The 21,430-nt window shown below is 38.7% G+C and carries 21 protein-coding genes; 7 read left to right on the top strand and 14 right to left on the bottom strand.

Annotation, left to right across the window (positions count from 1 at the left end; genetic code table 11):
* Positions 1–11: 11 nt before the first annotated feature.
* The 6 genes from AC07YC_RS14665 (at position 12) to dltD (ending at position 6,183) form a co-directional block, all read left to right on the top strand.
* Positions 12–1,658, top strand: coding sequence for an alkaline phosphatase (locus AC07YC_RS14665; RefSeq protein ID WP_494919746.1), 1,647 nt, complete (start codon positions 12–14; stop codon positions 1,656–1,658).
* A gap of 280 nt (positions 1,659–1,938) precedes the next feature.
* A complete protein-coding gene (locus tag AC07YC_RS14660) occupies positions 1,939–2,076 on the top strand; it encodes a teichoic acid D-Ala incorporation-associated protein DltX (protein ID WP_494919745.1) in 138 nt (45 codons plus the stop codon).
* A 17-nt stretch (positions 2,077–2,093) separates the two neighbouring features.
* Positions 2,094–3,569 carry a D-alanine--poly(phosphoribitol) ligase subunit DltA gene (dltA, locus tag AC07YC_RS14655; protein WP_494919744.1) on the top strand — a complete coding sequence of 492 codons (1,476 nt, stop codon included), beginning with the start codon at positions 2,094–2,096 and terminating at the stop codon, positions 3,567–3,569.
* Positions 3,566–4,729 carry a D-alanyl-lipoteichoic acid biosynthesis protein DltB gene (gene dltB, locus AC07YC_RS14650; RefSeq protein ID WP_494919743.1) on the top strand — a complete coding sequence of 388 codons (1,164 nt, stop codon included), beginning with the start codon at positions 3,566–3,568 and terminating at the stop codon, positions 4,727–4,729. The genes dltA and dltB overlap by 4 nt, the downstream gene beginning before the upstream one ends.
* A 48-nt stretch (positions 4,730–4,777) precedes the next feature.
* A complete protein-coding gene (gene dltC, locus AC07YC_RS14645) occupies positions 4,778–5,011 on the top strand; it encodes a D-alanine--poly(phosphoribitol) ligase subunit 2 (RefSeq protein WP_012292252.1) in 234 nt (77 codons plus the stop codon).
* On the top strand, positions 5,008–6,183 hold the full coding sequence (gene dltD, locus AC07YC_RS14640; protein ID WP_494919742.1) for a D-alanyl-lipoteichoic acid biosynthesis protein DltD: 1,176 nt from the start codon (positions 5,008–5,010) through the stop codon (positions 6,181–6,183). Before dltC ends, dltD begins: the two co-directional genes overlap by 4 nt.
* Before the next feature lie 63 nt (positions 6,184–6,246).
* Here the strand turns inward: dltD and AC07YC_RS14635 are convergent, their stop codons facing one another.
* From AC07YC_RS14635 to AC07YC_RS14580, 12 genes are all read right to left on the bottom strand, one after another.
* Positions 6,247–6,765 carry a GNAT family N-acetyltransferase gene (locus AC07YC_RS14635; RefSeq protein ID WP_494919835.1) on the bottom strand — a complete coding sequence of 173 codons (519 nt, stop codon included), beginning with the start codon at positions 6,763–6,765 and terminating at the stop codon, positions 6,247–6,249.
* A gap of 221 nt (positions 6,766–6,986) precedes the next feature.
* Positions 6,987–8,279, bottom strand: coding sequence for a phosphopyruvate hydratase (gene eno / locus AC07YC_RS14630; RefSeq protein WP_036120189.1), 1,293 nt, complete (start codon positions 8,277–8,279; stop codon positions 6,987–6,989).
* A gap of 2 nt (positions 8,280–8,281) precedes the next feature.
* Positions 8,282–9,823 carry a 2,3-bisphosphoglycerate-independent phosphoglycerate mutase gene (gene gpmI, locus AC07YC_RS14625; RefSeq protein WP_494919741.1) on the bottom strand — a complete coding sequence of 514 codons (1,542 nt, stop codon included), beginning with the start codon at positions 9,821–9,823 and terminating at the stop codon, positions 8,282–8,284.
* A complete protein-coding gene (gene tpiA, locus AC07YC_RS14620) occupies positions 9,816–10,577 on the bottom strand; it encodes a triose-phosphate isomerase (protein WP_036120195.1) in 762 nt (253 codons plus the stop codon). Before tpiA ends, gpmI begins: the two co-directional genes overlap by 8 nt.
* Before the next feature lie 27 nt (positions 10,578–10,604).
* Positions 10,605–11,789, bottom strand: coding sequence for a phosphoglycerate kinase (locus AC07YC_RS14615; protein WP_402796567.1), 1,185 nt, complete (start codon positions 11,787–11,789; stop codon positions 10,605–10,607).
* Between the two features lie 510 nt (positions 11,790–12,299).
* The gene (gap, locus tag AC07YC_RS14610) at positions 12,300–13,316 is read right to left on the bottom strand and encodes a type I glyceraldehyde-3-phosphate dehydrogenase (protein ID WP_008173218.1); all 1,017 of its coding nucleotides are present in this window, start codon (positions 13,314–13,316) and stop codon (positions 12,300–12,302) included.
* 128 nt (positions 13,317–13,444) lie between these two features.
* Positions 13,445–14,491 carry a sugar-binding transcriptional regulator gene (locus AC07YC_RS14605; protein WP_494919740.1) on the bottom strand — a complete coding sequence of 349 codons (1,047 nt, stop codon included), beginning with the start codon at positions 14,489–14,491 and terminating at the stop codon, positions 13,445–13,447.
* Positions 14,492–14,665: 174 nt separating this feature from the next.
* Entirely contained in the window at positions 14,666–14,788 is a 123-nt protein-coding gene (locus tag AC07YC_RS14600; protein WP_255250346.1) for a hypothetical protein, read from the bottom strand.
* Between the two features lie 256 nt (positions 14,789–15,044).
* Positions 15,045–15,278: a glutaredoxin family protein gene (locus AC07YC_RS14595; protein ID WP_494919739.1), complete on the bottom strand. Its 234-nt coding sequence runs from the start codon at positions 15,276–15,278 to the stop codon at positions 15,045–15,047.
* Positions 15,279–15,439: 161 nt separating this feature from the next.
* Entirely contained in the window at positions 15,440–17,710 is a 2,271-nt protein-coding gene (locus tag AC07YC_RS14590; protein ID WP_494919738.1) for a S9 family peptidase, read from the bottom strand.
* Between the two features lie 132 nt (positions 17,711–17,842).
* The gene (locus AC07YC_RS14585; RefSeq protein ID WP_494919737.1) at positions 17,843–18,538 is read right to left on the bottom strand and encodes a TPM domain-containing protein; all 696 of its coding nucleotides are present in this window, start codon (positions 18,536–18,538) and stop codon (positions 17,843–17,845) included.
* 53 nt (positions 18,539–18,591) lie between these two features.
* Positions 18,592–19,173 carry a LemA family protein gene (locus tag AC07YC_RS14580; RefSeq protein WP_036120214.1) on the bottom strand — a complete coding sequence of 194 codons (582 nt, stop codon included), beginning with the start codon at positions 19,171–19,173 and terminating at the stop codon, positions 18,592–18,594.
* Positions 19,174–19,305: 132 nt separating this feature from the next.
* Here AC07YC_RS14580 and AC07YC_RS14575 point away from each other — a divergent pair, with 132 nt between their 5' ends.
* A complete protein-coding gene (locus tag AC07YC_RS14575; RefSeq protein WP_008173231.1) occupies positions 19,306–19,923 on the top strand; it encodes a spore coat protein in 618 nt (205 codons plus the stop codon).
* Positions 19,924–19,977: 54 nt separating this feature from the next.
* Here the strand turns inward: AC07YC_RS14575 and AC07YC_RS14570 are convergent, their stop codons facing one another.
* Both AC07YC_RS14570 and AC07YC_RS14565 read right to left on the bottom strand, forming a co-directional pair.
* Entirely contained in the window at positions 19,978–20,700 is a 723-nt protein-coding gene (locus AC07YC_RS14570) for an amino acid ABC transporter ATP-binding protein (RefSeq protein ID WP_336637116.1), read from the bottom strand.
* The gene (locus tag AC07YC_RS14565) at positions 20,697–21,401 is read right to left on the bottom strand and encodes an amino acid ABC transporter permease (protein ID WP_494919736.1); all 705 of its coding nucleotides are present in this window, start codon (positions 21,399–21,401) and stop codon (positions 20,697–20,699) included. The genes AC07YC_RS14570 and AC07YC_RS14565 overlap by 4 nt, the downstream gene beginning before the upstream one ends.
* Positions 21,402–21,430: the final 29 nt, after the last annotated feature.

The following is a 21,430-nucleotide window of genomic DNA, read 5'->3' as shown; positions in this document are numbered from 1 at the left end:
GGAGGAAAATCATGAAATACGCAAAAAAATGGGCTTCATTATTTTTAGCAAGTGCAGTGACTTTATCCGCAGTTAGTATTCCACAGCAAGATGTACAAGCAGCTAAAGTAAAAAAACCGACAAATGTCATCATGCTGGTGATGGATGGAAGCAGTAATAATGCTGTAACACTTTCCCGTTGGTATAAAGGTGAAAGCTTAGCAATGGATGACATTTTAACGGGTGCGATGCGCACTTACTCTGCTGAATCAGCCATTACTGACTCTGCCCCTGCCGCTACTGCATTAGCGACGGGACATAAATCGAATGATAAATATATAGGGGTGCTCCCATCGGAGATTACTTCACCTGGATTAGCGCCAATAGATAAGAAGGATGCCTTTAGACCCGTAGCCAATGTATTAGAAGGTGCTAAACAGCAGGGGAAAGCGACTGGCTTGATTTCTACCTCAGAAATACAACATGCGACGCCTGCCGGTTTCTCAGCTCATGCGAACAATAGGAGCCAATATGGAGATATTGCGGAACAACAGGTTTATCAAAATATTGACGTTGTCTTAGGTGGAGGTTTAGAATCGCTGACACCAGGTACGTCTAAAAATGCCCGCAAGGACGGCGAGGATTTAATGAAGGTATTGGAAGATAATCAATATGATTTAGTGCATACTCGTGATGAGTTATTCAATAGTCCCTCTTCAAAAATTTGGGGAAGCTTTGCACCAAGTGCCTTGGCGTATGATTTAGATCGTGCTAAAACTAGGAAATCTGAGCCTACACTTGCTGAAATGACGAATAAAGCAATCAACACGCTTAAAAAGGATAAGGATGGCTTTTTCCTTTTTGTTGAAGGTAGTAAGGTAGACTGGGCTGCACATGCCAATGACACCATCGGTATAATAAGCGATATTTTGTCGTTCGATGATGCCGTAAAAGAAGCCATTGATTTCGCGAAGGAAGATGGGAATACATTAGTCATCGCAGTTACAGACCATGGAAATAGCGGAATTACGATGGGGAACGCCAATACTACTAGTACCTATTCGAGTATTCCTGTTTCAGCTTATATTAATCCATTAAAAAAAGCTTCCATGACCGTTGAAGGGGCTTTAAGCCAACTAAAAGAAGACCGTTCCAATATTGTGGAGGTAGCTGCTCTGTATGGATTAGATCCACTAACGAAGGACGAGCTTTCTACATTAACATCAGCGAAAGATGTCGGTAGCGAAATGGTAAAAATGCTTGCAAACCGTGCGAACATTGGTTATACAACGGGTGGTCATACAGGTGAAGATGTCTTTCTTTATTCATTTGGTCCTTCTAAATTAACTGGACTCGTTGAAAACACGGATTTAGCTCATTCAATGGCGCAATTTATGGGCTTCGACCTAAAGTCTTTAACAGATGATTTGTATGTACCAGCGACAAAAGCATTTACAGAGAAGGGCTTTACAACAAAAATAGATCTATCCGATAAAGAAAACCCAACTTTCGTTGCTCAAAAGGCGGATGTGACGGTGAAAATTCCTGTTAATAAAAACACAATGATATATGAACAAGCTTCAAAAAATACAACAAAAACCCACACATTCAATACCATTAATGTTTACAATGGCTCTGAATTTTATGTTTCTAAAAAAGTTATAGATGCCGTGAAATAAAAATAAGGGCACGAACATAAGTTGAGATTATTCCCTTATGTTCGTGCCCTTTTTACATAAAAATAACCATCCAACAGTTTGTAACTCTTGTACATTCCCCCAGAACCTTAAATTTACCTTAAATTAATCTTATGATTTAATGAATTCACCTTAATCCAGCAACATTTTTCTCCACATTCCGTCAAATCAGTGTTAAAAACATAAGGTAAGGATTTTTAACTAGTAAATTAGTATTTTTTGAAAGTTTAATCCTATACTTTTTTTCATTGGAGGTGGACAAATGGAATCCATCAAAAATAATGAGAATCTACGCTTTATCGGATTCACGTTATTTTATTTGATCGTTTTGGTGCTGTTGTTTCTTATACATGGCTTTCATGATATGAACGCTGGACCATTTATATATACGGAATTTTAAATAAAGGAGTTTTACTGATGTTAAGTATTTTAGCAGCTATTGAACGTGTGGCCATCCAACAGCCACAAAAAACTGCTTATCAAACCCACAATGCCTCCTTAACATATGGTGAGCTTTGGCATTATTCGGATTGTATAGCCGATTATATCCTGGCACATCATTTGCAGAGACAGCAGCCCATTGTCGTTTATGGACATATGTCCCCTTTACAAATTGCTGCCTTTTTAGGTGCAGTAAAGGCGGGACACCCATATGTACCCGTTGACTCGTCAACACCGTCTGAAAGATTACAGTTAATTTTAGAGGCATCGAAAGCTTGTCTAGTATTCACGACAGAACCATTACAGATGCTAACAAACATACCTGTAGTAGCAGTGAGTGAAGTGTTAGACTCATCCTCCCTCCAAGACAGTCCAGCATCAACAAGCTGGGTGCAGCAGGAGGACATTCATTATATCATTTACACTTCTGGCTCAACTGGGCAGCCAAAGGGCGTCCAAATAACTGCCAATAATTTAGCTCATTTCGTTACTTGGATGCAGGAGAATTTTCTCATACAGGAATCAGGCGTATTTTTAAATCAAGCTCCCTATTCTTTTGACTTATCCGTCATGGATCTCTATCCAGCTCTTGTAGGAGGGCATACGCTTTACGCAATTACACAACAAGAAATCGCCAACCCGCGAGCTTTATTTGACTCATTAGCGTTGTCCAACACTCGTGTTTGGACGTCTACCCCTTCCTTTGCCAAGATGTGCTTAATGAACAAGGAATGGGAGCAAAAGCTCATGCCCGCATTAGATACTTTTTTATTCTGCGGTGAGGTTTTACCAATACCTGTCATTAAAGAGCTCATGCAACGTTTTCCACAGGCCACTATTTATAATTTATATGGACCTACGGAAACGACTGTCGCTGTATCCTATGTAAAGGTAACTGAAGCATTAATAGAACAATTTGAGCAATTACCGATTGCTCCTATTTCTGAGCCAAACGTTTCTTTATTAGATGATGGAGAAATTGTTATTTCAGGGCCCACTGTCAGTGCAGGCTATTTAGGAGCACCCGAGTTAACAGCTAAAGCCTTTCCAACTGTAGCTGGTCATCGCATCTATCAAACTGGAGATATGGGCTATGAGCAAGATGGGTATTTGTTCTTTTTAGGTCGCAAGGATTTCCAAGTAAAATTACATGGTTATCGCTTAGAGATCGAGGAGATTGAGAAACAAATTAGTAACCTGCCACCTGTTTCAAGCTGTGTAGTTGTTCCTGTCCATAAAGATAATGAAATTGTTTCTCTCAATGCTCATATCGTTTTGCGTCAGCCTTTAGCGGACTCTGCTTTTAAAATGACGAAGCAGCTGAAGACCCTATTATCGGAGTATTTACCAGCCTATATGATACCTAGAACGTTTAAATATATGGATGCTTTACCGCTAAATCCAAATGGTAAAGTCGATCGTAAAGGATTGGCGGTTATGGAAACAGTATGACGCCTTATGGAAATATAGCATTCTTTCTCATTATTGGACTATTATTGCTGCCTACCATTTTATTAGGTTTACGTGGCAAGTCTGCGAAGCATTATAATTTATTGGTTTCGTTGATTGTTTTAGCCCTTATCTTTGGACACTCCTTGAATGGATCAATTTCGTTAATATTGTTTACGGTCTTTCAAATAGTGCTTATTACGGCTTATCAACGCTATCGACTACAGCAAAATAATGGACCTGTTTTTGTCATGGCTGTGCTCCTGTCGATATTGCCGCTAGTGCTAGTGAAAATTTTGCCTATCCTTGGTCTGCATCATTTATTTGGCTTCCTTGGTGTATCCTACATTACATTTAAAGCTGTGCAAATGATTTTAGAAACACGCGACGGCTTAATGAAGGAAAAAATCTCTATCGTCGAACTGGCCTACTTTTTACTGTTCTTTCCTACAGTATCGTCGGGTCCAATCGATCGTTGGCGCCGTTTTACGAAGGATTTTCATTCGGTTCCCTCTTCGGAAGACTATCAAAAGCTGTTACTAAGTGGCATTAACTATATCTTTGTGGGCTTTTTATATAAATTTATATTGGCTTATTTAATCTACAACTACACACTTATTTATTTACCAAATCATACGTATAACTATTTGACACCTTTCCAAGGACAGTTGGCGTATATGTATATGTATAGCTTTTACTTATTCTTTGATTTTGCAGGCTATAGTGCATTCGCAGTGGGTGTAAGCCGACTAATGGGCATTCAAACACCTATTAACTTTAACCGCCCATTTGCTAGTCGCAATATTAAAGACTTTTGGAATCGTTGGCATATGAGTCTTTCCTTCTGGTTCAGAGATTATGTTTATATGCGCTTTGTTCTTTGGATGACGAAGAAAAAATGGCTGAAAAATAAATTCGCCATTTCATATATAGGGTTCTTTTTACTATTCTTTTTAATGGGCATTTGGCATGGCCTCGAATGGCATTTTGTCGTTTACGGTCTCTATCATGCCTTATTAATTATTAGCTTCGATAAATTCGAGCGCTGGAATAAAAAGCATAAGCTTTGGCCAAAAAATAAATGGACGCATGCCATTGGTGTATTTATCACGTTCAATGCCGTATGTTTTGGCTTCTATATCTTTTCAGGGGAATTATTTTAACTAAAGGCTTTCTACAAATAAAGCCTGTTCAATAAAGGAGAATTATTAATGGATAAACAACAAGTTTTAGAAATGCTAGTGGAGTTATGTGAAGATGAAATTATTGTAGAAAACCCAGATATCGATCTATTCGAGGAAGGTCTTCTTGATTCCTTTGGTACTATTAATTTATTGGTAGAAATCGAGAACCGTTTTAATATTTCTGTACCTATTACTGATTTTAATCGTGAAGAATGGAACACGCCGAATCGTATTGCAGGGAAATTAGCTGAAAGACAATGATAAAAAAAGGCTTTCTATCACTTTTTATTGCCTTAGCCCTGTTTTCTGGCTTTGTCTTCTTTCCAAATTCTTGGATAAAAGCATGGATATCAGAAGATGATGTGGAGCAAGCCAAAACAAATATGTCTCCACTCGTCTTTCAAGGCACGTATTTACAGGAGCGAATGTTACAGGAGCCTACTTCCATGCCTTTATATGGTTCCTCTGAATTAAATCGTTTTGACCCGTTTCACCCTTATAATTATGCCCGAGCAACAGATGCCCCGTATACGACATTTATGATTGGTCGTGGCGGGATGCAGTCCATTACGCATTTCTTAAATTTTGCTGCACAAGAAAAAAATTTAGAGGGCAAAAAATTAGTTTTTATTATTTCACCTCAATGGTTTACGGAAAAAGGTATGGGTGAATTCCATTTTTCACCAAATTATTCTATGTTACATGCCTATGACTTAGCGTTTAATCGTGACATGGATGCTCATCTCCGTAAACAGGCTATGGAGCGCCTGCTAGAATTTGATACCGTTGAGCGGGATCGTCTCTTAAAAACGATGTATCAATATCAAATGTCTAATGGCAAAAAACATCCTGTTACAGGACGTATGGCTATGGTAGCGGGCCGCTTTCACAAGGAATTACTAGAAAAAAAGGATCTCTACTATTCGCTATTCCCTCGCAAGGGGCATTCATTAAAAAATAATGATAAGCTCGTTGCGGACCAAAGTTTTGAACAGCAAATCCAGCATGCTGAAGCCTATGGGGAGAAACGTGTCTCCAATGAATATATGATTGAAAATAGAGCTTACAAGCGACTGGTTAACGCTAATTTTTCAAAGTTTAAAAATATGCGAAAGCATGAAGATTATACGGAATCTCCTGAGTACAAGGATTTTCAGTTAGTTATGGATGTGTTAAAGGATGCTGGTGCTAAGCCATTATTCGTCTCTATTCCCGTTAACGGCTATTGGTATGATTATAATGGCTATCCTAAAGAACGACGTCAACAATATTATGAGAAGATGGCACAGTTATTAAAGGATGCCAATGTCGACTATGTTGATTTTACAGACCATGAGTACGACCCTTATTTTATAATGGATACGATTCATATTGGCTGGAAGGGCTGGGTTTATTTAGACAAGAATATGGATAAATACTGGGCACAGCAGTAATATAATAGCAAATAGAGAGTCAGTCTGTAATGAGCTAACACTTCAGACTGACCTTTTTTATGTTTATGAACTTTCATCATCTAATGAGAAAAGTCTAAGTTCCTCAGAATCATTGGAAAATTGGATGACCTTTTCAAACTGCAAGCCTATTCTTTCGAGTAACTTAGCTGACGCATGATTATCTTGGGTAGTAATCGCCACCATTCGATTAAATCCTAGTGTCTCTAGACCATAGACTAAAACGGCTGATGCTGCTTCATAGGCGTATCCCTTCCCCCAATAATCAGGGAGAAACGCGAATCCAATATCTACATCCTTTAAATTATCTCTTTTCACGAAACCGCATATTCCAATCGGGGTTTGATCTTCCATTTTTTCCACTACATATAGGCAGAATCCGAATTGCTCATACATCCGTATTGCACCATTTTCTATATATAGAGCTGCCTCCTCTACGGTCTTCACACCGCGGTCACCGATAAATTGTATCCACGAGGGATCATTCACTAACTCAAGAATGAATGGCGCATCATCCGTTGTTTGTAAGCGCAGTATTAGTCGTTCTGTTTCAAGAATGTTCATTGTCACGCTGCTCTCCTTTCGTCTGAAGCTTACAGTCAAATTTACTGCTCTCCCATTCAGACGCTAAAATAAAATATGGATATTCATCCATTGCAATTTACTTACCTATTATTATAATCATTTTAAGCAATGGATGCTTTGTTCATTTTACATGACAACATTTATAAAAAATCGCCCCAAAAGTATGTTTAACTTTTGGGACGATAATACATATTAGTCGCTTATTTTAAGTTGTAGAATGATTTTAAACCAAGGTACTCAGCTGTTGAACCAAGTTGATCTTCAATGCGAAGAAGTTGGTTGTATTTAGCTACACGGTCTGTACGTGATGGCGCACCCGTTTTAATTTGGCCTGCATTTGTTGCTACGGCGATATCAGCAATTGTTGCATCCTCTGATTCACCAGAGCGGTGAGAGATAACTGCTGTGTAGCCTGCACGTTTCGCCATTTCAATCGCTTCAAATGTTTCTGTTAATGTACCGATTTGGTTTACTTTGATAAGGATTGAATTTCCTACTCCTTGCTCAATACCTGCAGATAATTTTTTTGTATTTGTTACAAATAAATCATCACCTACTAATTGAACACGACTACCAATACGTTCAGTTAATAGCTTGTGTCCAGCCCAGTCATTTTCATCTAAGCCGTCTTCAATTGAAATGATTGGGTATTTGTTTGTTAACTCTTCGTACCAATCAACCATCTCTTCTGAAGTTTTAACAACACCTTCACCATCTAAGTGGTATTTACCATCTTCTTTATTGAAAAGCTCTGATGAAGCTACATCCATTGCAAGCTTCACTTCTTCACCTGGTTTGTAGCCTGCTTTTTCAATCGCTTCTAAAATGACTGTAATGGCTTCTTCGTTAGAGCCTAGGTTTGGTGCGAAACCACCCTCGTCACCTACTGCTGTATTATAGCCTTTAGCTTTTAGTACGGCCTTTAAGTGATGGAAAATTTCAGCACCCATACGTAGTGCATGACGGAAAGATTCTGCACCGACAGGCATAACCATAAACTCTTGAATGTCTACATTGTTATCTGCGTGTGCTCCACCATTTAAAATGTTCATCATTGGTACTGGTAATTGTTTCGAATTAAACCCACCAAGATATTGATAAAGAGGTACATCTAAATAATCTGCCGCAGCATGTGCAACTGCCATGGATACACCTAGAATTGCGTTAGCACCTAGCTTGCCTTTATTTTCTGTGCCATCAAGCTCTATTAAAGCTTTGTCAATGACAACTTGGTCAAGAACAGAATAGTTACCTTCTAATTCTTGTGCAATAATTGTGTTAACATTTTCAACTGCTTTTAATACACCTTTGCCTAGGTAACGAGAGTTGTCACCATCGCGTAATTCTACAGCTTCGTATTCACCTGTTGATGCACCTGATGGTACGATTGAGCGTCCGAAAGCGCCTGACTCTGTAAATACTTCAACCTCTACTGTTGGGTTCCCACGTGAATCTAAAACTTCGCGAGCATAAATTTGTGTAATAAATGGCATAATTAATTCTCCTCTTTTTCAATTAATGATTGACCTGTCATTTCAGTAGGCTGTGACACCTGTAATAATTCTAACATGGTTGGAGCCAAATCGGCTAAAATACCACCATTTCGTAAAACAACATTTGGTTTTGTCACAATTACTGGAACAGGATTTGTTGTATGAGCTGTCATAGGCTCCCCTGCTAGTGTTACCACTTCATCTGAGTTCCCATGGTCAGCTGTAATAATAGCTGCACCACCTTTTGCAAGAAGCGCATCTACTACTTTCCCTAAGCATTCATCCACTACTTCAATAGCCTTAATGGTTGGTTCAAGCATTCCACTATGACCTACCATATCAGGGTTGGCAAAGTTAAGAAGAATACCATCAAATTTTTCAGCCTCAATTTCTGCAAGTAAGGCTTCTGTCACCTCATAAGCAGACATTTCAGGTTTTAAATCGTATGTGGCAACCTTTGGGGATGCGATTAATAAACGTTCTTCACCTAAGAATTTTTCCTCACGTCCACCGCTCATAAAGAAAGTAACATGTGGATATTTTTCGGTTTCGGCAATGCGTAGCTGTGTTTTACCATTCATCGCTAACACTTCACCGATTGTATTTTTCAGGTTGTCATTTTCATAAGCAACCTGTGCATTAACTTCATCACTATAATGAGTAAAGGATACAAATTTCAAGTTTTTCGGATGCTTGGCAGATACTGCAAAACCATCAAAGCCTTCATTTGTGAATACTTTTGACAACTGTATAGCACGGTCCGGACGGAAATTAAAGAAAATGACTGCATCGTTATCACCAATCGTTGCCACTGGCTCTCCGTGCTCTTGAATACTAAATGGGATGACAAATTCATCTGTCACTTCACGCTCATAGGATTCTGCTACACCACTTTTTGCACTTTCCGCTGTTTGACCAACGCCATCTACCAGTACATTATAAGTAAGCGCGACACGATCCCATCGTTTATCGCGGTCCATTGCATAGTAACGACCGTGGATAGATGCAAATTGACCTACTCCCATTTCAGTCATTTGTTTTTCAGTTTCTTCAATATAGTTTAAAGCTGTTGTAGGTCCAACATCTCGACCATCTAAGAAGCCATGAACGAAAACGTCAGTTACATCTTGCTGCTTTGCAAGCCTTAATAGAGCAAACATGTGCTCATAATGACTATGAACACCACCATCTGATAACAGCCCCATAATATGCAGTTTAGAATTATGGGCTTTCACATGTGCCACCGCATCTAAAAATGCTTGATTTGTATAGAAGTCTCCTTCACGTATCGATTTATTTAAGCGTGTTAAGCTTTGATAAACAATACGACCAGCACCAATGTTTAAGTGACCCACCTCGGAATTACCCATTTGGCCTTCTGGTAGCCCAACGGCTTCTCCAGATGCTGTTAATGTAGCGTGTGGGAATTGGCTCCAATATCGGTCAAAATTTGGCTTTTTAGCCTGTGCTACTGCATTTCCGAATGTTTCATCACGAAATGCAAAGCCATCTAAAATAATTAAAGCTACTGGCTTTTTAGGCATTTGCTGCCGCCTCCAATAATGTTAAATAAGATTCTGGTTGTAAGCTTGCTCCACCTACTAATGCTCCATCAATATGCTCTTTTGATAAAAGCTCATGAACGTTGTCAGGCTTAACGCTGCCACCGTATTGGATGCGAACTGCATTGGCCGTTTCAGCATCAAATAATTCCTCAACGACCGAACGAATCGCTCCGCAAACTTGATTGGCATCATCGGCTGTAGCCGTTTTACCTGTACCGATTGCCCAAATTGGTTCATAGGCAATGACCATATGCTCTACTTGCTGCGCTTCGAATCCAGCAAGTGCCGCTTTAATTTGGCCCGCAACCTTTTGCTCTGTCGTTCCCGCTTCTCGTTCTTCAAGCGTTTCACCACAGCAAATAATCGGTACAATATTATGTGCAAGTGCTGCTGCTACTTTTTTATTAATAGCCTCATCTGTTTCATTGTAGTACTCGCGACGTTCTGAGTGTCCTAATATAACATAGTCCACGTCCACACTTGCTAGCTGTGCAGGACTAATTTCACCAGTAAAGGCACCTTCATTTTCATAGTGCATCGTTTGGGCACCAATAGCTAGCTCTGATTCACTAGCAACTTGCACAAGTGTAGGTAGGTAAAGTGCTGGTGCGCAAATTACAGCGTCTACTTTCTCATTAGAAGGAAGTTTATCCTGTACGGCATCTACAAATTGTATAGCTTCTTCAAATGTCTTAAACATTTTCCAGTTACCTGCAATAATTGGTTTACGCATCGTCTTGCCTCCGATTTTTTATTTGGCTTATTTATCGTTTAATGCAACAATTCCTGGAAGCTCTTTCCCTTCCATTAGCTCAAGTGAAGCACCGCCACCTGTAGAAATGTGATCCATTTTAGTAGCTACTTCAAACTTTTCAACTGCCGCTGCAGAGTCACCACCACCGATTACTGTATAACCGGATGTAGTTGCCATTGCGTCAGCCACTGTTTTTGTACCATTCGCAAATTTATCCATTTCAAAGACACCCATTGGTCCGTTCCAAATGATCAATTTAGAATTTTTAATGACCTCTGCATAGTGAGCAGCTGTTTTTGGCCCAATGTCTAGCCCCATCCAATCTGCTGGTATAGCATCAACATCCACAACTTTTGTTTCCGCATCTTGTGAAAATTCATTAGCCACTACCGCATCAATTGGCATATGTAATTGCACGCCTTTTGCTTTCGCTTTTTCAATAAATGATTTTGCTAGCTCAATTTTATCTTCTTCTAATAAAGATTTTCCAATATCGTAGCCTTGTGCCTTAATGAACGTGAATGATAATCCACCACCAATAATTAAGTGGTCTACTTTTTCTAATAAACTTTCAATTACACCAATTTTATCTTTAACTTTGGCACCACCGATAATCGCTGTAAATGGATGTTCAGGATTCGATAGTGCTTTACCAAGTACATCTAATTCCGTTTGCATAAGGAAACCTGATACTGCAGGAATGTGCTTAGCGATTCCTTCTGTAGAAGCATGTGCACGGTGAGCTGCACCGAAAGCATCATTGACATAAATATCTGCTAGCTGAGCAAATTGCTGTGCTAAAGCTGGATCATTTTTTTCTTCTCCTGCATGGAAACGAACGTTTTCAAGAAGTAAAAGGTCTCCATCCTGCATGCTCGCAACAGCTTCTTCCACTGCTTGCCCAATAGATTCATCTAGCTTCGTAACTGGCTTGCTCATTAGCTCCGCTAAGCGAATACCAACTGCTGTTAGACGCATGTCCTCTTTTACTTCCCCTTTTGGACGACCTAAATGAGAAGCTAAAATGACTTTTGCACCTTGCTCTACTAAGTATTCAATTGTTGGAATAGCTGCTCGAATACGTGTTTCATCTGTAATGGCCCCATCCGCCATTGGAACATTAAAATCAACACGAACAAAAACGCGTTTACCTTTTACATCAATATCTTTCATTGTCTTCTTATTTAACATGAAGAAACTCCCTTCAAAGTTGTTTTAGTCTTACATCCTTGTGTTTTACCCATCTTGGCTCCACACCATGCTTCCTAAATCGAAAAGTCATCTTGGTACTTTATCGGGGTCATCATCTAGTATGCATATGATTCTCCAACTTTTGATAATGAACCCTAATACTTGTTTTTATAGTAGCAAAAGTACTCTTTTATGTCTTGCAAACACCATATATTAATTACACCTTAGTGTTGGAGTCCAACAAAATCTGTGACATCCACTGGGCTATTATCTTGATGTAGTCGGTGTTTGGACACCCACTCCATTAAAGAGAGCCCTTTGTGTATTCATCTCATTACCTATAGAGGTGGGAATTTCCTACCGAATTTAGACAAAAAGGGAGTAAGGGTTATCCCTTACTCCCATTACCCTTGTATATTATATCTATTCGATATTATAAAGGCTATACTTTTTGTGCATAAAAAGCAGTATTATGTCACACTTTTTACTCAAAATGTCGAAATATGATACTTATTTATTGTTTAACCCTTGTTCAGCAATGTATAAAGCTAAGTCCATTAAGCGAGTAGAGTAACCAATTTCGTTATCGTACCAAGCTAGAACCTTCACCATTTTGTTTTCTAATACCATTGTTGAAAGACCATCAACAGTAGAAGAATGGTGGTTACCATTATAATCAATAGAAACTAATGGTAGCTCATTGTAGTCTAAAATGCCTTTTAATTCATTTTCAGATGCTTCTTTTAATACCGCATTAATGGCTTCTTTCGTTACATCTGCTTTTAATTCTACAACTAAGTCTACACATGATACGTTAGGTGTTGGTACACGCATAGAGAAGCCATCTAATTTACCTTTTAATTGTGGTAATACTTTAGAAACGGCTACCGCTGCCCCAGTTGTTGTTGGAATCATAGATACCGCTCCTGCACGTGCACGACGTGGGTCAGAGTGTGGGAAGTCTAAGATTCGTTGATCGTTTGTATACGAGTGGATTGTTGTCATCATACCGCGTTCAATGCCAAATTTCTCATCAAGTACTTTCGCTACAGGCGCAAGACAGTTTGTTGTACAAGAAGCATTTGAGATAACATCATCTGTTGCTGGGTTATAGTCTGTATGGTTAACACCCATCACAAATGTAGGCATTGCTCCTTTTGCTGGTGCAGAAAGGATTGCTTTTTTAGCGCCTGCTTCAATATGCTTACCTACTTCTTCCACTGAACGGAAATGACCAGTACATTCAAGAACTACGTCTACTCCTAATTCACCCCATGGTAATTGTGAAGGATCTTTTTCAGCATATACTTTGATACGTTGACCATTTACTACGAAAGAATCTTCATCTGCATTGACTTCAGCATCATAGATACCGTGGACTGAATCATATTTCAATAAGTGTGCAAGCTGACCTGCGTCTGTTAAGTCGTTTACAGCTACTACTTCAAATTCATTTTGTTTCATTGCCTCACGAAATACTAAACGTCCAATACGTCCAAATCCATTAATTGCTAATTTTAATGCCATTGTTAATTCCTCCAATAATGTGTAATGTCTGCCTCTATTGAAATAGAGACGTTAAATTGCTTTTATGCTCATTCAAAAAGTGCTTCAACACTTTTTGAGATCGAGTGACATGGTAATGCTCACACCCATCAATCAAAATGGCTGTCAGAAGATAAAGTAGCAGCAATGGCTTTTGCAGCTGCTTCATCTGTAATAAAAATCGTTTGCTTTGGCGCTACTTTAAAATATGAAAGCATCGCATTGACCTTTTGTTTTCCTGCTGCCACGGCAATAACTTGCTGGCTATTTTTTACCTGTTCAAGCTGAATACCAATCGTGCGGATACGATGTACGATTTCACCATCGGCATTAAAGTAATAACCAAATGCCTCACTTACCGCGCCCTTCTCCTCAAGAATTCGCAAATCCTCTGAAGATGAATTACGTCGAATCGCCATTTCCTCTGCCGATCCAATGCCATGGATCACGCAATCTGCTCGATCATAATACGCCATCATTTCAGTTACCATCGGCTCTGTTAGCATTGCTTGATAAGCTTGCTCACTTAAATGCTCAGGTAAAAATAATGTACGGTATTGTTCCTCCATCTGCATGGCAAATGTTGCAACAAGCGTATTCGCCTGCATTTGCATTTCATGACCAATTCCTCCGCGTGCGGCAACAAAGGTAATATCTTTTTGTCCCTCTAATGGATGTAAAAATTGAGCGAGAGAGGCAACTGATTTTCCACCAGTGACCGCTACAACTTGTTCATTAAAAGCAGTAGACATAAATTGCAATGCTGCTTCCTTGCCAAGCAAGGTTAGGATTGTATTGTCTTCAATATAGTCACCTGGTACAACAACAACATGCTGTATACCAAAATGATTTTCAAGCAATTTTGCAAGCTGGGTTAAACCAGACCATTCATAAACGATGGCTCTCAGTTTTTCAATGACTTCTTCACCATCATCTGTACATACCATACCCGACTTTTGCGAATCTAATAACCCTTGTTCACGTAAAATGTCAGTTTCTTTACGAATTTCTCTCTCTGTCATTTTCAATGAATCTGCGAGTGTTCGACGCCCGATAGGTTGCATGAGTTGAACGGCTTGCAAAATACGATATCTAGATTGCAGAAGCGGATACATTTCAGGAAGTAGCCTTTGCTGTGCCTCTGGAATAGTGAACATATTTATCTACTCCCTTGTTAATAGAGGTGGGATTAATTTAGTCCCACTATATTATTTTGTGTCCCACTTATAATTTCATTATAATACGCATATTTGGAAAGTGCAAGTAATTGTATAGTTTTGGATTAAAAAAAGCCCCATAGCTTTGTCATTAGCTACGAGACTTAGGTTTGCTTATTTTGTGAAAGATAAAATTGCGTTTTTCTTAAATCCTTCTAAAGCTTTTGTTGCTTCATTTTTATTTGTAAATTCAAAAATACGAACGTCCTTTTTTTCAAATACTGTAATAACCCACATTGTAAAATCTCCCTTCACATCGCTTTTGTAATATAACAACCACTAGAATTTGTGATACTTTTCATTATCTGTTTTATAACAACGTCTTACTTGATACCTATTCTACTCCGATTTTTATAAAATAAAAGACTAATGTGAAGGTCTTCACAAACTGTTCAAATTCAAACCGCTTTCATTGAACAATTTGTGAATTGTATGAATGCCAACTAACAATAGAGCGATTTACGCCGTTATTATCTTTTTAAAGACATAGTACTTAACTGCCCAAGTACTCCATCAATGTGGCATAATCCAGATTGCCGTATTGGATAATGACCCCATCCTTTTCTACTACAGGTATCATTAACATATATTTTTCGTGTATGAGATCATCCTCTTCAATATTAACTATTTCAATATCGAACGCTACATCTTCCTGTACAAGCTTTAATGTATGTAAGCCCTCTACACATAATGGACAATTAGCTCGACTAAAAAATTGAACATTCATGGATGGCACCTCCTGTTTCTATTATTTCTTCATCGTTGAATGATGACAATGTTAGCTACAACGATTGTAAACCATGTGGTGGATTCATTCAAAAGCTTACTAGAAAAACGAAAGGCATTGAGTGCGAATAACAAGCACATCAATGCCTTTTGGCTATTATGTTATTTTAAATGATGATCAAGGAATTTCAACATGGCATTATAGAATTCGATTCTGTTTTCTTCATTCGCGAAGCCATGGCCCTCATTATCCTTTAACATATACTCTACATCTACACCTCTAGCACGTAAAGCTTCAACAATTTGGTCTGATTCCGCTTTGTTGACACGTGGATCATTTGCGCCTTGTGCAACAAATAAAGGTGTTTTAATTTTATCTGCATGGAAGACCGGAGAAACCGCAGTTAATAATTCTTTATCTTTCTCTGGATGACCTACTCGTTCATAAAACATGTCTCGCATCGTTTCCCAGTATGGTGGAATTGTATCTAATAGTGTGAAAATATTAGATACACCAACATAATCAACTGCTGCTGCATATAAATCTGGTGTATACGTAATGCCAGCTAATGTAGCATACCCACCAAATGAAGCACCGTAAATACCGATACGTTTAGGATCTGCAATACCTTGGTCAATCGCCCATTGAACGCCATCCGTTATATCATCTTGAATTTTCAAGCCCCATTGCTTATTACCAGCTTGAAGAAATTCTTTGCCATATCCAGTCGAGGAACGGAAGTTTACTTGTAGCACTGCATAGCCACGATTTGCTAATAGCTGTACTTCTGGATTGAATCCCCACATATCACGAGCCCACGGTCCACCATGTGGGTTTACAATAAGAGGAAGATCTTTAGCATTTTTATTTTTCGGCAACGTTAAATAACCATTTATAATTAATCCATCACGACTCTTATAAGAGATAGGATGCATTTCTGCAAGCTCTGAAGATTTCAACCATGGGCTCAATGTTGCTAATTCTGTTAATTCATCTGTTGTTGAATCATAGTAATAATACTTTCCATAGATGGTGTCACTAGAAACACTTACAATAAATTTTGTCATCTCTTTATTGTAATCGTTTATGCCCAATTGGCTTTCTTGAACACCAAGCTTGTTTTGAATTTTACGGAATAACTTTTCAAAGTCTTTATCAAAGAATTGATAATGGATTTTATCCGTAGCATACGCACCATACAATAATTTATCTTTTTCAGCATTATACAATACACCCGAGACATCCACTTCATCATTGGACATGATTACTTCTTCTTTACCTTGTAAGTCATACTTCACCACTTCTATTTTATCCCGGCCTTTATTGGATGTAGCATAAATAAATTTATTGTCCTTCGAGAAAGCTAGCGGCATCACTTCATCTCCAGCACCGATTTTAATAAATGGTCTGAATTCATCCTTTTCTGAATCTCGATAAAGGACAGTACCTTCCACCCCATCAGTAGCCACAGCTACACGTACATTGCCGTTACGATCTGCTAACCAGTTCGTAATATTGCCAGGATTTTTTGCGACGTGAGTCGTTTTACCCGTCTTTACATTTAGCTTGTACACATCAAAAACGGTAGCATCCTCTTTGTTCATCATAATAAGAATTTCGTCTTTTACACCCTGTAGGCTATCCAATATCCCTACCGTTACGTTAGGATATGGCGTTAAATCTTTTTCCACAGAACCGTTAAAGGTTGTAGAATAAATATGGAAGTTTTCATCTCCACCTTTATCTTTCAAATAAAGTAAAGCATCATCCTTCCAGAAAAAACCTGCAATATCTCGATCCTTTGAGCTTGATACACGAACAGGCTCACTATTATCATTCATTTTTTTCACAAATATATTCGAGCGGTTCTCCCATGCAGAGGCAAATGTAATGTAATTACCATCTGGGGACAGTTCGTAGCCAAAATTCCCTGGATTTTTCATAAAATCTTCTACAGAAATTTCTTTTACTCCTTTATTATTAGAACCATTTTTTATATGTTTAACATTGTTAAGGAGTTTGCCAGCATCTTGTTTCGTAATAAAATCTGTACTTGAAGATACTCCCTTAAAGAAACCAAGCTTATTGGCCTTCTTTGAATACTCTCCTAGTGATTTTTCTTTTCCTTCTTTATTGGCAGCTCTAACTAAAATCCTAGCTGCTTGATCACGTTTAATAGTAGCGCTTAAGTCAGAAATCTCTCCAGCCTTTACCCATTGATCCTTAATTTGTTGACGCATTGAATCAGAGCCATGCTGGAATGTTAAAGCTGTTACTGCTAAATCTAGAAATTCCTGTGCTGAAAGATGTTCCTCTTGTGCTAATACAACATTTGTTTCATTAGCAGCACGTACTTCTTGCAATGTTGCAGGAATAACCGTAGCAGTTGTTAAAATAATTGCTAATGATGCAGTTAAAAATCTTTTTTTCAAAAATGATTCCTCCCTATATCAATTTACGTTATATCGATAGTCGATATATACAAATTATACCATTATTTGTATATTTGTCAATATTTTCATATCAAAAGCGAACTAAATAATTAGCTCGCTTGTCGTTAGTATTTAAAATTTCCGGCTTGCCCCTCCACCTGCTGAAGATCCGCCACCAAACCCTCCAAAACCGCCACCACCTGAACGTCCGCCACCAAAGCCACCAGGATAACCGCCGTAGCCTCTCCCACGAGGTCCGCCTCTTCCGCCTTTTGAAAAAGAAGAAAAAATGAGGACTATAATAACGATGACAATAATGAGCCAGATGGGCATTCCTTCCTCTTCATTTGCACCTGCAGGTAATTCACCATTCCAATTATACTCTTCAGCTACAGCACGAAAGACCTCAGCATATGTAGCTAGAAAGGCTTGATCATTATCACCTTCACTTGCAAAGGGATAAAATGCATTATCTAATATACGCCCTAATTTACCGTCTGGTAATGGTCCCTCTAAGCCTTGACCGACAGCTATCACCACATCATTTTGGCCATCGCCCTGTCCAAATGTAGCGAGTATAAGGACACCATTATTTTTCTCTTTGTCCCCAATGCCCCAGGAACGAATCATCTTTGTCGCATACATTTTCGCCTCCTGCCCATGAAGGCTATCAACAGTTACGACCATGATTTCAGCACCTGTCCCTTTATCTAATTGCTCTGAATAATGGTTTAGCTCTTGTTTTACATCTAAAGATAAGACATTCGCAAAATCATGGATATACGTATTTTTCATTGGTGAAGGCATTGCTGCTTTCGTCATAGTCATGCTAAAAAGAAGCACTGAGCAAACGATAATCAGCTGTATAATACAACGCTTCATCACTGTGTACCTGATTGACTAAAATCAATAGACGGTGCTTGTTCGGCACCCGCTGCGGCTTTAAAGTACTCTTTTTGTTCAAATCCAAACATTCCTGCCATTAAATTGCCAGGAAAGCGTTTAACATGTTTATTAAATTGTTGTACTTCATTATTATAATCCTCGCGCGCAACTGCCAAGCGATTTTCTGTGCCAGCAAGCTCATCCATTAACTGACGAAAATTTGCATCTGCCTTTAGGTTCGGGTAGTTTTCCACGACTACTAGTAAACGACTAAGTGCACCAGTTAAAGCATCGTTCGCAACAGCTTGCTGCGCGGGGGTATTAGCATTGCTCATTTGAGCACGTGCGTTAGTAATATCCGCAATGATCTGTTGCTCATGATTGGCATACCCTTTCACAGATTCAACCAAATTGGGAATTAAATCATAGCGGCGTTGGAGCTGGTTTTCAACTTGTGCCCATTTGGAATCTACATTTTCCTCAGCTGTTACTAAACTGTTATATTTAGGAATCAACACTAAGGCTAACACGATAAGAATGATAACAATTATCCCAATTGGTCCAAACCATTTCTTCATTTTCTAAAACCTCCTTGACTTGCTTTTCCTTTTGTTAGTCTACATTTTTGCCTTTGCATTTATACCGTATGAAAATCATTTGGCTTGACATACTAAATACTGCATCAAAAATTATATGAGGAGGCGTTTTTTTTGTCACAATCGTTTTACAATGAATCATCATCCAATCAAACAAATTTCAATCAACAACATAGTCTAAATCATGGTGGACACGAAATGATGGACATGCATGAAGCAATTGGTGAAATTATCGCTGGTATGAACCAAGCGATCATTTTACGTCCACAAGTAAAGGATCAAGAATTACTCAGCATTTTGGATCGCCAATATAATTTTACATTGGGTATGTATAATACGATTGTTGAGTCCTTTAAAACAGGTCATGATCCATCTGTTCCCACGGGACGTTACCAAATGGAAACAGGTAATGATTTTAAATATGGCTTAACTCCAGGCCAACCAAAAAAACCAATGCAAAACGCCAATGAAATTAATGATGAAGCCATTTCTGGTTTCTTACTAGGCGCTCAAAAGGGAGCAGCAAAATGTATGACGGCTGCTGCAACAGAAACAACAAACCCCGTTGTTCGTCGTGTTGTTGCTGATAGTATTCCCAACTGCATTGAAATGGCCTATGAATTATCCATTTACCAAAATAAACATGGCTATTATCAAGTTCCTCAGTACTCTCAACAAGATATGCAAACGATGCTTAATGCATACGATACAACCTCTAATCCCCTTCATTAAAAATCAAAAGGCAGTCCATAGTGATGAATTCTCATCATGGACTGCCTTTTTTCATTATAATACTTTTCCTAAAAATGCTTTTGTACGTTCACTTTGTGGGTTTCCGAATAATTCCTCTGGCAACCCTTCTTCCACAATATAGCCACCATCCATAAAGACTACTCGATCACCGACTTCACGAGCAAAGCCCATTTCATGTGTGACTACAATCATTGTCATCCCTTCAGCCGCTAGATTTTTCATAACATCTAACACCTCTTTTACCATTTCAGGATCAAGAGCTGAAGTAGGCTCATCAAATAGAATGGCCTTTGGCTTCATTGCTAACGCACGTGCAATAGCTACACGTTGCTGTTGTCCACCTGATAGCTGTTCAGGATAATTATAGGCTTTACTGTCAAGACCGACCTTTTTTAACAGCTCATGCCCTAGCTCTTCAGCTTCTGGACGACTCATTTTACGAATTTGCATGGGTGCCATCGTGACATTATCGATGACGTTCATATGAGGGAATAAGTTAAATTGTTGAAATACCATTCCCACCTCTGCTCGAATTTCATTGATATTCGTTTTCGGATCATTGATTTTCACATTTTCAATATAAATAGCACCGTCCGTTACTTCTTCTAGCATATTAATGCAACGTAAAAAAGTACTTTTTCCTGAACCAGAAGGCCCAATGACACAAACAACTTGTTTTTCTTGGATTTCATAATCAATCCCTTTTAATACTTCTAGCTTACCAAAATATTTGTGTAGGTTCTCAATTCTTATCATCTTGTTTCCCGCCCTTCTGCCTTACGAGGGACATAACTATTGCTAAATCGTTTCTCAATAAATGCAACAATCTTCGTTACACCATACGTTAATATTAAATATAGTAATGCAGCAACAATATACGGTTCCCAGAAACGGAAGCTTGCACCTGCAACAACTTTACTAGCATATAAAATATCTGGTGCAGCAATGACTGTTACTAGTGATGAATCCTTTAATAATGCTATGAATTCATTCCCTAATGGCGGGATCATGCGTCTAAAGGCCTGCGGTAAAATAACCTTACGCATCGCTTGGTTATGTGTAAGACCAAGAGAACGAGCGGCCTCCATTTGCCCCTTTGCAATACTTTGGATACCTGCACGGAAAATTTCTGCGTTATAGGCAGCACAATTTAAAATAAGCGCTGTAATCCCTGAAACCATATACCCTAAAGAATGTCCAAAAATGGTTGGAATAACAGCTAAGTGTATTAATAAAATTTGAACAAGCATTGGTGTTCCGCGGAATAAATCCACATATAATTTTGATGGCCAATAGATCCATTTTTTACTTGATAATTTCCCTAGTCCTAAAAACAGCCCTAAAAGAATACCGCCAAAATAACCACTAAGTGTCAAAATAAGTGTTACGCCAATACCTCGTATAAACATATTTCGGTAGTTCCAGACAATGTCCCAGCGTAGGTCAAAGATGTCCATCCGAAAACCCCATTTCCCCTTTAAAGTCA

It is taken from the genome of Lysinibacillus sp. GW247-5R2A (assembly GCF_059424475.1).
Note: the sequence above shows the minus strand (reverse complement) of the source record. Positions and strands in the feature narration are given on the sequence as shown.

Bases quoted from the DNA above. Each gene is read 5' to 3' on its own strand.
- AC07YC_RS14665 (WP_494919746.1), top strand. From the start codon at position 12: ATGAAATACGCAAAAAAATGGGCTTCATTATTTTTAGCAAGTGCAGTG.
- AC07YC_RS14660 (WP_494919745.1), top strand. From the start codon at position 1,939: ATGGAATCCATCAAAAATAATGAGAATCTACGCTTTATCGGATTCACG.
- dltA (WP_494919744.1), top strand. From the start codon at position 2,094: ATGTTAAGTATTTTAGCAGCTATTGAACGTGTGGCCATCCAACAGCCA.
- dltB (WP_494919743.1), top strand. From the start codon at position 3,566: ATGACGCCTTATGGAAATATAGCATTCTTTCTCATTATTGGACTATTA.
- dltC (WP_012292252.1), top strand. From the start codon at position 4,778: ATGGATAAACAACAAGTTTTAGAAATGCTAGTGGAGTTATGTGAAGAT.
- dltD (WP_494919742.1), top strand. From the start codon at position 5,008: ATGATAAAAAAAGGCTTTCTATCACTTTTTATTGCCTTAGCCCTGTTT.
- AC07YC_RS14635 (WP_494919835.1), bottom strand. From the start codon at position 6,765: ATGAACATTCTTGAAACAGAACGACTAATACTGCGCTTACAAACAACG.
- eno (WP_036120189.1), bottom strand. From the start codon at position 8,279: ATGCCATTTATTACACAAATTTATGCTCGCGAAGTTTTAGATTCACGT.
- gpmI (WP_494919741.1), bottom strand. From the start codon at position 9,823: ATGCCTAAAAAGCCAGTAGCTTTAATTATTTTAGATGGCTTTGCATTT.
- tpiA (WP_036120195.1), bottom strand. From the start codon at position 10,577: ATGCGTAAACCAATTATTGCAGGTAACTGGAAAATGTTTAAGACATTT.
- AC07YC_RS14615 (WP_402796567.1), bottom strand. From the start codon at position 11,789: ATGTTAAATAAGAAGACAATGAAAGATATTGATGTAAAAGGTAAACGC.
- gap (WP_008173218.1), bottom strand. From the start codon at position 13,316: ATGGCATTAAAATTAGCAATTAATGGATTTGGACGTATTGGACGTTTA.
- AC07YC_RS14605 (WP_494919740.1), bottom strand. From the start codon at position 14,491: ATGTTCACTATTCCAGAGGCACAGCAAAGGCTACTTCCTGAAATGTAT.
- AC07YC_RS14600 (WP_255250346.1), bottom strand. From the start codon at position 14,788: ATGTGGGTTATTACAGTATTTGAAAAAAAGGACGTTCGTATTTTTGAA.
- AC07YC_RS14595 (WP_494919739.1), bottom strand. From the start codon at position 15,278: ATGAATGTTCAATTTTTTAGTCGAGCTAATTGTCCATTATGTGTAGAG.
- AC07YC_RS14585 (WP_494919737.1), bottom strand. From the start codon at position 18,538: ATGACTATGACGAAAGCAGCAATGCCTTCACCAATGAAAAATACGTAT.
- AC07YC_RS14580 (WP_036120214.1), bottom strand. From the start codon at position 19,173: ATGAAGAAATGGTTTGGACCAATTGGGATAATTGTTATCATTCTTATC.
- AC07YC_RS14570 (WP_336637116.1), bottom strand. From the start codon at position 20,700: ATGATAAGAATTGAGAACCTACACAAATATTTTGGTAAGCTAGAAGTA.
- AC07YC_RS14565 (WP_494919736.1), bottom strand. From the start codon at position 21,401: ATGGACATCTTTGACCTACGCTGGGACATTGTCTGGAACTACCGAAAT.